Source organism: Streptomyces blastmyceticus (assembly GCF_039521185.1).
Classification (GTDB): Bacteria; Actinomycetota; Actinomycetes; order Streptomycetales; family Streptomycetaceae; genus Streptomyces; species Streptomyces blastmyceticus.
In genome coordinates, this window is the sequence record NZ_BAAABW010000014.1 from 51812 (window position 1) to 63427 (window position 11616).

At 71.7% G+C, this 11616-nt stretch carries 9 protein-coding genes; 2 read left to right on the forward strand and 7 right to left on the reverse strand.

What is annotated here, in order from left to right; all coding sequences use genetic code 11:
• Positions 1–15: 15 nt before the first annotated feature.
• Positions 16–1239 (forward strand): winged helix-turn-helix domain-containing protein, encoded by a 1224-nt coding sequence (locus ABD269_RS12620; protein WP_425572883.1) that lies wholly within the window; start codon positions 16–18, stop codon positions 1237–1239.
• A 74-nt stretch (positions 1240–1313) separates the two neighbouring features.
• On the opposite strand, the gene ABD269_RS12625 is transcribed toward ABD269_RS12620, so the two are convergent.
• From ABD269_RS12625 to mtnA, 7 genes are all read right to left on the reverse strand, one after another.
• Complete coding sequence (locus ABD269_RS12625) at positions 1314–2057, reverse strand: response regulator (RefSeq protein ID WP_301887085.1); 744 nt, start codon at positions 2055–2057, stop codon at positions 1314–1316.
• A gap of 247 nt (positions 2058–2304) precedes the next feature.
• Positions 2305–2994 (reverse strand): ribosome hibernation-promoting factor, HPF/YfiA family, encoded by a 690-nt coding sequence (gene hpf, locus ABD269_RS12630; protein ID WP_301887083.1) that lies wholly within the window; start codon positions 2992–2994, stop codon positions 2305–2307.
• 249 nt (positions 2995–3243) lie between these two features.
• Positions 3244–4059 carry a ComF family protein gene (locus ABD269_RS12635; protein WP_344117922.1) on the reverse strand — a complete coding sequence of 272 codons (816 nt, stop codon included), beginning with the start codon at positions 4057–4059 and terminating at the stop codon, positions 3244–3246.
• A gap of 221 nt (positions 4060–4280) precedes the next feature.
• Positions 4281–6098: an LpqB family beta-propeller domain-containing protein gene (locus ABD269_RS12640; RefSeq protein WP_344117923.1), complete on the reverse strand. Its 1818-nt coding sequence runs from the start codon at positions 6096–6098 to the stop codon at positions 4281–4283.
• The gene (gene mtrB / locus ABD269_RS12645; RefSeq protein WP_344117924.1) at positions 6088–8151 is read right to left on the reverse strand and encodes an MtrAB system histidine kinase MtrB; all 2064 of its coding nucleotides are present in this window, start codon (positions 8149–8151) and stop codon (positions 6088–6090) included. The genes ABD269_RS12640 and mtrB overlap by 11 nt, the downstream gene beginning before the upstream one ends.
• A gap of 1 nt (position 8152) precedes the next feature.
• Positions 8153–8830, reverse strand: a complete 678-nt coding sequence (mtrA, locus tag ABD269_RS12650) for a two-component system response regulator MtrA (RefSeq protein ID WP_003968748.1) — start codon at positions 8828–8830, stop codon at positions 8153–8155.
• Between the two features lie 142 nt (positions 8831–8972).
• Positions 8973–10130 carry an S-methyl-5-thioribose-1-phosphate isomerase gene (gene mtnA / locus ABD269_RS12655; protein WP_344117925.1) on the reverse strand — a complete coding sequence of 386 codons (1158 nt, stop codon included), beginning with the start codon at positions 10128–10130 and terminating at the stop codon, positions 8973–8975.
• A 186-nt stretch (positions 10131–10316) separates the two neighbouring features.
• Between mtnA and ABD269_RS12660 the strand changes: the two genes are divergently transcribed.
• Entirely contained in the window at positions 10317–11570 is a 1254-nt protein-coding gene (locus ABD269_RS12660) for a DUF7544 domain-containing protein (RefSeq protein ID WP_344117926.1), read from the forward strand.
• Positions 11571–11616 lie beyond the last annotated feature (46 nt).

An 11616-nucleotide genomic window follows, 5' to 3' on the forward strand; every position in this document is an offset into this window, starting at 1 on the left:
ATCTACGCTGACGTCATGGTCTCCAGCATGACAACTGCCGCCGCTGCCAAGGGCCCACGGCCCGAACACCACCTGTCCGCGGACGAGGCGCGCCGCATGGCGCTCCGTGCGCAGGGGCTGCTGGGCGCCCCGGACCGGCGGGCCGGGGTGCGCGGGGTGCTGCGGCGGCTGGGCGCGGTGCAGCTGGACACGATCTCGGTGCTGGCCCGCTCCCACGAACTGGTGCCGTACGCACGGCTGGGCGGGGTCGGCCGGGCCACGGTCGAGTCGGCCTACTGGACGCCGCGTCCGGCGGACCGGGCCCCGGAGCCCCCGCACAGCTTCGAGTACTGGTCGCACGCCGCGTGCATCCTGCCCATCGAGGAGTGGCCGCTGTTCGCGTTCCGGCGGCGGGCCATCCAGGCGCGCGGGTACCGCTGGCACGTGATGAAGGAGCCGGAGCGCTCCTGCGCCGCGGTCCGCGACCGGCTCAAGGCGGACGGCCCGCTGACGGCCACGGAGTTGGGCGGCGCCAAGAACGGCGGCCCCTGGTGGGACTGGTCCGAGACGAAGATCGCCGTGGAGTGGCTGCTCGACACGGGCGAGGTCGTCTGCACGGAACGGCGCGGCTGGAAGCGGGTGTACGACCTGGCGGAGCGCGCCGTGCCCCAGGCGCTCTTCCACGACGACCTCGACGACCAGGAGTGCATGCGCCGCCTGGTCGCGCAGGCGGGGGCGGCGATGGGCGTCGCGACCCGGGCCGACCTCGCGGACTACCACCGCCTCAAGGGCGGTCAGGTCGACGCCGTCATCGGGGCCACGGGCCTGGTGCCGGTCGAGGTCGCCGGGTGGTCCAAGCCCGCGTGGGCGGACCCCCGGGCGCTGGCCGACGAGGCGCGGGGCCGGCACCGCACGACGCTGCTCTCGCCGTTCGACTCGCTGATCTGGGACCGGCCGCGCACGGAGCGGATCTTCGGCTTCACCCACCGGCTGGAGGCGTATGTGCCCCGGCAGAAGCGGGTGCACGGCTATTTCGCGATGCCCCTGCTGACCGGCGGACGGCTCGCGGGCCGGGTGGACCCGGCCCGCGAGGGCAGCACACTGGTGGCCCGCCAGGTCTCCCTCGACGGCCCCAAGGCGGTGGCCCCCATGGCGCAGGCCCTGCGGGAGGCGGCCGAGTGGGTGGGCTGCGACTCCGTACGCGTGGAGCGCTGCGACGACACGAAGCTGGGCGCGGCCCTGGTCAGCGCCCTGGCCTAGCGGATCTCCGGACTGCGCATTCCCGGGGGACAACCCCGGGCCCCCGGCCGGAAGCAGCCGCTGCCGGCCCGCCCTCAGCGGATCTCCAGGATCTTCTCCCGCATCGCGTACACCACCGCCTCCATCCTGGAGTGCAACTGCAGCTTCTCCAGGATGTTGCGGACGTGGTTCTTCACCGTGTTCTCGCTGATGAACAACTCCTTCGCGATGTCGCGGTTGTTCATCCCCGTGGCGACGAGCTTCAGCACCTCCAGCTCACGGTCGGTGAGCCGGGGCGCGGGCACCAGCCGGCGCTCGTCCGTGCGCTGGATCATCGACTTGAACTCGGTGAGCAGCTTGGAGGCCATCGACGGGCTGATCTGCGACTGCCCGTCGGCGACCGCCCGGATCGCGGTGGCCACCTCGTCGGTGGAGATCTCCTTGAGGAGATAGCCGGTTGCCCCCGCCTTGATGGCGTCGTAGAGATCGGCTTCCTCATCGCTGATCGTCAGCATGATGATCTTGGCGCTGGGGGCCACCTCCTTGATGGAGGTGCAGGCCTCGATGCCCCCGCGCTTCGGCATCCGCACATCCATCAGCACGATGTCCGGCAGCAGGTCGGCCGCCTTGTCCACGGCCTCCGCGCCGTCCCCGGCCTCCCCGACGACCTGGATGTCCTCCTCCTGGGCGAGGACGATCTCCAGCCCCCGGCGGAAGAGCGCGTGGTCGTCCACCACCAGGACCCTGATGGGCTCCTCGCGTGCACCGCCCCGGTCCGCGCAGGCACTCTCGTCGTCGTCCTCGCCGGGCACGAGCACCGGCCCGAACCTGTCCGCCATCGTTCCTCCCCCTGAAGACCCCTGAAGGCCCAGAGTCCCTCGCGGTTGCACAGTGCTGCGCCGCCCCAACCTGTTTCGGCGGGCCGGTGGTTGGCCGACCGTCATGATTTCATGCCGGGCAACCGGGCGGTGCTCCCGCCGTCGCACAGGGTGCCCAGGGAGCGCCTGAGCGCTCCGAGGGCACCGTCGGATGGGTGTCTACGACGCGGGCCGCGAGAGGCTTCCGCCGCCTGCCGGGCCTCCCGGCTCAGCCGCCGAGCGCTCCGCCCGCCCCGCCGGGTTCCGCTTCGAACAGCGGATCGGCGTTGAGACGGATGACGCCGTAGTCGTAGGCGTGCCGCCGGTAGACGACACTGGGCAGCTTGGTCTCGGAGTCGACGAACAGATAGAAGTCGTGGCCGACCAACTCCATTTCGTAGAGCGCCTGGTCGAGCGTCATCGGAGCCGCTGTGTGGGTCTTCTCGCGGACCACCAGGGGGCCTTCGCCCCTGACTTCCAGCGATCCCATCCGGGTGACCGGGACTCCGTCCATCGCCTGCTCCGCAGTGAGTTCACCGCTGTCGTTGAGCTCCGCGGCGCCGATGACGGTCGACGCGACATCGCTCGCGGGAATGCGTCCGTTGCCCCTACGGGTGTGACGCTTGTCGTTCTGCTTGCGCAGCCGCGCTTCGAGCTTGCTGGTGGCCAGGTCCAGCGCGGCGTACGGATCGGCTGCTGCCGCCTCCGCCCGGATCACCGGTCCACGCGAACGCACTGTGATCTCCACCCGGTCGGAGCGGTCGGCCTGCCTGGGGTTGGGCTCCTTGGACACCTCGACGTCGAGGCTGATCACCTTGCCGTCGAGCTTCTGGATCTTGTCCAGCTTCAGCTTCTCGGCCACGTGCTTGCGAAAGCGCTCGGGCACTTCGGTCTTGCGGCCTTTGACGACGATGTCCACGCAGAACTCCGTTCCCGGATCGCCCCGCCGAAGGTGCGGAGCGCATCCCTCTTGCAACAAGCCCCGGGGATGCCCCGGAGCCACCGACTTGGCGGTTTCACCTCCTCCTCCCCCATCGACAAGATCTACACCCCATCGACTTCAAGCTTCTGCGAAAGCGCACGAAACGCGCCATTCGGAGATATGAGGCATAGCTCTTGCCATTCCTCACAACCGAACATATCTCGCCCGGACGCCTGTCGGTAGCCCCTACCGGGGCGTACCCCCATTCAGGTGTTTTCCTGCCGTTTCCCTCACCAACGAGTGGCGTTCTCCGTCGGTTCCGTTTATCTGCGGGGCGCGCCCGGCGGACGTACGCTCGACAGTGGCGACCACGGCGGCGCCGAGCAACCGCCCGCCTGCCAGGGAGACGGCCCGCGCCGCCTCGGTCAGCGACGCTCCCGTCGTCATCAGGTCATCCACCAGCACCACCGGACCCTTCCGGCACAACAGCCCCTCTGCCCCCTTGACTACCCCCAAGGCCTCGGACACATTCGTCAACCGCTGCCGCGCATCCAGACCTGCCTGATCCGCGACGACCCTGCGCTGCCGCAGCACCGCCGCCGTCCGGACGGACAGACCGGCCCGCCGCAGCACTCCCGCGGCGGCCATCGCGATCCGCCGCCCCGGATCGTGCCCCCGCGCCGCGACGGCATGCCGCGCCGAGGGCACGGGAACGAGCAACAGGGGGCCTCCCCCGCCCCTCCCCACCTCCCCCTCGCCCCTCCCCGCCCCATCCACCACCGACCGCACCGCCCCCGCCAGCGCGGCGCCCAGGGGTCCCGCCAGTGTCAGCGCACCCCGTTCCTTGTGCGCGAGCAGCACCGATCGCACCCTGTCGCCGTACCGCGCCGCGGCGTACACGGGCGGCAGCCCCACAGGCACCGGGTCCGGCCATACCCGGTGCGGTGGGCGCCCGCTGAGCGCCACGCGGCACTCCTCGCACAACACGGTCCGCCACCGGCCGCACCCCGCGCAGTCGACCGGCAGCACCAGACCGGTGATCTCCTGCCACCACCTGCGCATGGACCTACTGTCCCGCTGCGCGGCAACCCCTGCCACCCCTGTGGATAACTCCTGGTCACAGCCTCAGGGAAACCACTGACCACACGGGTCACAACGACATCAGAGGGTGGCGCACTCCGGAAACACCCGCGGAGCACCCCGCCAACAGCACGCCCGAGGAGCGCGCGGAGGAGCGCGCGCGAGAAGGCCGAGCGCCCCCGTGCCCGTACGGGGAAGGCCCGCTACCCCGGATAGACCGGAGCCGACCCTTCCTTGGTCACCAGCTTCCAGTTGGTGTCCTGGAGCAGCCGCACGATCCCGCCGTCGCGCTCCGCGACCAGCGTCGGCGCCTTGGCCGCGTTCTCCGCGGCGGCGATCCCGCGCACCCCGGTAATGCCCGGCAGCGCCGAGGCGTTCGACAGCGAGCCGTCGGTCTCGATGTACAGCAGCTGCTGAAGGCCGTTCTGCTCGCTGCCCGCGACCAGCAACCGGCTTCCGCCCGCCCACGACACCGCGTCGACCTGCTCCAACCTCGGCGCCACGGAACGCAGTTCCTGCACCGACAGCGTCATCCGGCCCACGCCACCGTGCCGCTCCACGCGGCCCAGCTTCAGCGTCGTCCGGTCGCCCTTCGTCACCAGCAGCGCGATGCGCACCCCGTCCGCAGCCACCCGCAGCCCGGTGATCCGCCCGCCGTCGAGCCGGGGCACCTGGACCTCCTCCGGCGCACCCATGCCGCCGGGCAGACGCAGCAGACGCGGCCGGTCCGGGTCCTGGTCCGCGACCCACAGGTCGCCCAGCCCGTCCCAACTCGGCGCCGTCAGCCCCGCCTTGGTCCCGCCCCGCACCGTCAGCCGGGGGTCACCCAGGGCCGGTCCGCCCTCCAGCCCGGCGACGTACAGCGACTGCCCGTTGGCCGTCACCCCCGCCGCCCGCTTCTCGTTCCGGGCGACCGCGACCGAACGCAGCTGGACCGGTCCCTCCGCGCCGAACGGACCCGCGACCCGCTGCGGATCGTCCTCACCGTCGGCGATGCTCACCATCCGGTGCTGCGCGTCGACGAAGTACTGCCGGTCCGGATGACCCGCCGTCTGGTCCGGCGCGTACTGCCGCGCCTGACCCCGCGGCAACACGCACATCTGGGAGCCGTTCTCGCGCTGCAGCGTGACCTGACTGACCTTGGCCGACTGGTCCTGCACGGTGTAGAGGACCTGCGCGGCCATCCGCAGGCACTGCTCCTCGCTGGTGCCGTTCGCCCGGCCGTTGAACCGCACCTTCAAGGCGTTGGAGTCGTCCAGCGACAGCCGCTGGTCGACCACGCGCGTGCCCTCGCGAAAGGCCGTGGTCGCGACCGGGTCGAGCCAGGTCGTCGGCCCGTCCAGCAGCGCGTTCACCGAGGACGTCACCGGATCTATGCGCTTGCGCAGATAGACGGGGTCGGCGACGAGCACATTGCGGCCCTCTCCCACCCCGCTCACCCCCAGCTCGGCGAAGTAGTACTTGTTGACCGAGCGGTAGATGCGCTGGAAGTCGGCGAGCCCGAGCACCAGTCCGGGCGGCAGCGCGTCGATCCGCCACTCGCCGTCCTCCAGGGCGACCCGGATCTGCTTGCCGTAGTCCTGCTCGTCCGGCTTGTACGCGTGCTTGTCGTCGACCGTGGCGACCTGCTTGCCGTTCAGGGCGACCGCGAAGTCCTGCTTCCGCTCGCCCGTGCGCGACACGTCCACCTTCGGCGGCTCGGACAGCACCGTCGTCACCTCGGACGGCTTCCACGTCCGTTTCGCGTTCTTCGTCAGATACATCCGGGCCGTGGCGTAGTCCGGGTCGTCGCTGGTCGTGGCCTCCAGGAAGCCCGTCACCAGGTCCTGCGGCTGCTCGCCCTTGTGCGGCGGCACGCCGTAGACCCGCACCTGCGAGTCGGCGTCTGCGCGCTGCGAGGAGTCGACAGAGGTGACCTCACCGCTGTCCGGCATCGACGCGCAGCCGGCCAGCAGCGTCCCGCCGAGCGCCAGCGCGACGATCCCCGCGAGCCGCCGACGGCGTCCCCGTTCAGCGCCCACGCGCCTGCCCCTCACGTCCCGGGCCGGCCCCGGCCTCGTCGGCGGCGCCCTTGTCCGCCAGGTCCCTGTCCGTCGCGTCCACGCCGCCCTTGTCGTACGGCGCCGCACCACCCGGCCGCGCCACCACGCGCGCACCGCTGCCCGGCAGCGCCGTCGGATCGACCGAGGGCGGCGTGCTCCGCGTCTGCGCCGGTACGGGCACGGGCAGCGGGCCCTGCGGCCCCGGCTGCGCCGGTACGCCCCCGCCGCGGCCGGACACGCCCAGCGGCACCCCGGCCTCGTTCAGGCCGCGGTTGCGCCGCGAGTCGTCGGGCTCCAGCGGGATCGGCGAACCGCGCAGCGTGTCCCCGGCCGTGCTCGGCAGCGTCAGCCGGAACTGCGAACCGCCGCCCGGCTCGCCCCACGCCTGCAGCCAGCCGCCGTGCAGCCGGGCGTCCTCCACCGCGATCGACAGGCCGAGCCCGGTGCCACCGGTCGTACGGGCCCGCGCCGGGTCGGCCCGCCAGAAGCGGTTGAAGACACGCGTCGCCTCGCCCGGCTTTAGCCCCACGCCGTAGTCGCGCACCGCGACCGCGACCGCGCCGCCCGCCGCCGCGAGCCGTATGACCACGTCCCGGCCCTCGCCGTGCTCGACGGCGTTGACCACGAGGTTCCGCAGCACGCGCTCCACGCGCCGCGCGTCGGACTCCGCGATCACCGGCTGCTCGTCGCCCCGCACGAGCAGCTTGCTGCCCTTGCGCTCCGCCAGCGGCAGGGCACCGTCGACCACCCGGTTCACCACGTCCCGCAGGTCGATGGGCTCGGCCTCCAGCGCCGCCGCACCCGCGTCGAACCGGCTGATCTCCAGCAGGTCGGACAGCAGCGACTCGAAGCGGTCGACCTGCCCGAACAGCAGCTCCGCCGAGCGCGCGGTGACCGGATCGAAGTCGTCCCGCGCCTCGTGGATGACCTCCGCCGCCATCCGCACGGTCGTCAGCGGAGTGCGCAGCTCGTGGGAGACGTCGGACACGAAGCGGCGCTGCATCCGGGACAGCTGTTCCAGCTGCTGGATCTTCACCTGGAGGTTCTGTGCCATCTTGTTGAAGGCCTCACCCAGACGGGCGATGTCGTCCTCGCCGGTGACCTTCATCCGCTCCTGGAGGACGCCCGCCGCGAGCCGCTCGGAGATCCCGGCCGCCATCCGCACGGGCGTGACGATCTGCCGCACCACCAGCCACGCGATGGCGCCCAGCAGCACCACCACGAACACCCCGGCGGTCGCCAGCGTGGTCTTGACCAGGGTCAGCGACTTCTCCTCCTGGGTGTACGGGAAGAGGTAGTAGAGCTGATACGCCTTGTTGTTGTTGTCGTACAGCCGCTTGCCGACCACCAGCGCGGGCTCGCCCTCGTCCGAGGCGCTGTGCTTGACCGTCGCGGACCGCTCCAGGGCGCCCGTCCGGCTGTTCAGCTGCTTGCGCAGGTCGGCGGGGATGCTGTGCTCGGGGTCGATGTCCCCGGAGGCGCGCGGGCCGCGGGCGCCGACGGCCGACGCCCCACCGCTGTCCGCGCTGAGGGCCACCACGTGGTAGACGCCCTGGCCACCGCTGGAGAGCTGCTGCACCAGGGTCGTCAGCCAGGTGCCCGAGTCCATCCCGCGGACGCCGGACTGCGAGGCGTCCTGGCCACGGTTGTCGGCGCCGTCCGCGAAGTCCCGTGCCGCCTTGAAGCCGCCCTCGGCCTGGCTCTGCGAGGCGTGCCGCTTGGCCTCCAGCAGGCCGTTGCGCACCTGCCCGATGACGACGAGGCCGAGCAGCAGCACCACACCGACGGACATCAGCAGCGTGGTGGCGACCACCCGCAGCTGGATGTTGCGCCGCCACAGCCGCATCGCGGGCAGCAGCGGGCGCCGCACCCAGCGCACATACAGCCTCAGCACCGGATGGACCGGCCCCGAGGCCGCGCCGTCGGGCAGCAGCCGTCCGGCGCGCCACAGCCGCCGGAAGAGAGATATGCCGCCCGCCGCATCGACGGGCCGCCCCGCGCCCCACTCCGGAGCGGCACCGTTGCCCGACATGTCAGCTCGGCCCGGCCTTGTAGCCCACACCGCGCACGGTCACCACGATCTCCGGCCGCTCCGGGTCCTTCTCGACCTTGGAGCGCAGCCGCTGCACATGCACGTTCACCAGGCGGGTGTCCGCGGCGTGGCGGTAGCCCCAGACCTGCTCGAGGAGCACCTCACGGGTGAACACCTGCCACGGCTTACGGGCCAGCGCGACCAGCAGGTCGAACTCCAGCGGGGTCAGCGCGATGGACTGGCCCTCGCGCTTCACCGAGTGCCCGGCCACGTCGATGACCAGGTCACCGATCGTCAGCTGCTCCGGCGCCGGCTCTTCGGACCTGCGCAGACGTGCCCGGATACGGGCCACCAACTCCTTCGGCTTGAACGGCTTGACGATGTAGTCGTCGGCGCCGGACTCCAGCCCGACCACCACATCGACCGTGTCGCTCTTCGCGGTCAGCATCACGATCGGTACCCCGGACTCCGCCCGGATGAGCCTGCACACCTCGATGCCGTCCCTTCCGGGCAGCATCAGGTCGAGCAGTACGAGATCTGGTTTTGCCTCACGAAAAGCAGCAAGTGCCTTGTCGCCGTCCGCTACGAACGACGGCTCGAAACCCTCACCACGCAGCACAATGCCGAGCATCTCGGCCAGTGCGGTGTCGTCGTCGACGACAAGGACGCGTCCCTTCATATCGACATCATCCCATTTTCGCATCCGGTCCATAGAGCCGGGTGACCGAGCTCACCTGTGGTGAGCGGCATTCTTCGGTGTGTCCCGTTGACCTCGGAGATCATCGGCCCTCTTCGACAGCCGCGGACATCATGCGGGAAATTCAGCCCTGCCCACTCCCCGTTCCCTTTCCCTGCCCGGCGCACAGCTCGGCCAGCCCCGTCCGGGTGACCGGTGAGACCACCCCGTTCTCGGTGACGACGGCGGTCACCAGCTCCGGTGGTGTGACATCGAACGCAGGGTTGTACGCCTGGGTGCCCAGCGGCGCCGCGGGCGCTCCCGCACCCGGCTCCGCCGTCACTCCCGCCACGGCGGGCGCGGAGAACTCCGTCACCTCGTGCCCCGGCCGCTGCTCCACCTCGATCGCGGCACCCTCCAGGGTTCCCAGGTCCACCGTGGTGGTCGGTGCCACGACAATGAACGGCACATGGTGATAGCGGGCCAGCACCGCCAGCGGATAGCTGCCCACCTTGTTCGCCACCGAACCGTCGGCGGCGATGCGGTCCGCGCCGATCAGGACCGCGTCCACCTCGCCCGCCGCGAAGAGCGAACCCGCCGCGTTGTCCGTGAGCAGGGTGTACGCCATGCCGGCGCGCGCCGCCTCGTACGCGGTCAGCCGCGCGCCCTGCAGCAGCGGACGCGTCTCGTCCACCCACAGGCGCCTCAGCTGCCCCGCACCGTGCGCCGCGGCGGCCACCGCGAAGGCGGTCCCGCCACCGCCGGAGACCAAGGCACCGGTGTTGCAGTGCGTGAGGACGCGGTATCCGCCGCCGGGCAGCAGCTCCTCCAGGTGCGTCAGCCCGTGGGCCGCCATCCGCGCGCTGGCCTCGGCGTCCTCCCGGTGCAGAGCCCGGGCCTCGGCGAGGGCGACCGCGGCGGCCCGGACACCGTCCGCACCGTTCTTGAGGGCCTCCTCGTACGCGCGGGCCGCCCGTCGCACCCCGTACGCGAGGTTGACGGCCGTCGGGCGCGCGCCGGCCAGCAGTCCGGCGGCCTCCTCCACATCGAAACCCCGCGCGGCGGCCAGCGCCACACCGTAGGCACCCGCGATGCCGAGCAGCGGCGCGCCCCGCACCGCGAGCGTGCGTATCGCCTCCACCAGCGCGGGCACGTCCGTGCACAGCAGCTCCACCTCCTCGGCCGGGAGCCGCCGCTGATCGAGGAGCACGATCACGGGCCCCTCAGGCAGCTCGTCCCAGCGAAGGGCCGGCGAGACGGAATATCCGACGGGATCCACGGGTGCCGCGAAGTGATCAGCCATCTGCCCAGTCTGCCCGCCGGGGCCCGACTATTGAAGGTCCCCTTTCCATACCTCCCCCGTACGAGCCCCCTCCCCGGCCACGGTTCGATCGCGGTCCCGTCCGGCCGTCCGGGCACCGTGACACGATTGCTGGCAATTGCCCGGAGCCGCACCGGCGGACGGGTACCGAGAAGGAGCGACAGACGCATGAACGACACTCCGGGCCGGAACTCGCCCGGGCCCTCTCCCTCCGACGAGCAGCCCGCGGTCGTGCCGGAGGAGCCCACCCCCGCGGACCAGACGCCCCGCACGGGCGAGGACGCACGGGGCTCACAGTGGGCCCGGGAGCAGCCGCCCGGCGGCCAGTGGTCCACGCCCTCCGCGGTCCCCCCGCAGACCCGCCGCACCACCCGGGAGCGCGCCCGCGCCAACAGCGGGCACCAGCAGCCCGGCGGCGGTGGCGGGTGGGGGCCGCAGGCGGCAGGTGGCGGCTGGGGCAACTGGACGCCCCCGGTCCGCGCTCCCCAGCCCGGCGTGATCCCACTGCGGCCGCTCGCCGTCGGCGAGATCATCGACGGCGCGATCCGGACGGTACGCGTCCAGTGGCGTACGGCCCTGGGTATCTCGCTCGCCCTCGCGGTCGGCACCCAGACGGTGGCGACCGTGGTCACCGGCCTGTGGTTCCGCGATGTCCCGGATCTCCAGTCGCTCGCCGACTCCGAGACCCTGACCCCCAGGGAGCTCCTGGACGCCATAGGCAGCAGCCTGGGTGGCGTGGGCGTCGCCTGGGCGGTCGGCCTGATCGGCTCGATCATCGCCACGGCCATGCTGACGGTCATGGTCAGCCGCGCGATCCTGGGGCGTACGAGCACGATCGGCGAGGCGTGGCGGAGCGCACGGCCCCAACTGGCCGGGATGTTCGGCCTGTTGGTGCTGCTGCCGTTGATGATCTGCGCCGTCTTCGCCGTCGGTCTGGGCGTCGGCCTGCTGGTCGCCGCGGCGGGCGCGGAGGCGGCGGGATCCGCACTCGCGCTGCTGGGCGGCCTGGGATCGCTGGTCGCCGGTGCCTGGCTGTGGATCCGTTACAGCCTGGCGGTGCCGGCGCTGATGCTGGAGAAGCAGGGCGTCATCGCGAGCATGCGCCGCTCGGCGAAGCTGGTGCGGGGAGCCTGGTGGCGCGTCTTCGGCGTACAGCTCCTCGCCGTGGCCCTCACCTTTGTGGTCTCCATGATCGCGCAGCTGCCGGTCGGCGTCGTCGAGACGCTCGTGGCTGGCGGCTCCGGTACGAGTGACAGCACCGGCTGGCCCACGCTCATCGTCTCGGGTATCGGCGCGGTCATCAGCTCCACTCTCGCGTTCCCGGTCACGGCCGCGGTCACCGCGCTGCTGTACACGGACCAGCGCATCCGCCGTGAGTCCCTCGACCTCGAGCTCGTACGCGCCGCGGGCTCGGGCGAATAACCCAAAAAAGCGTCGGTCCCGGGATCAGGAGATCCCGGGACCGACG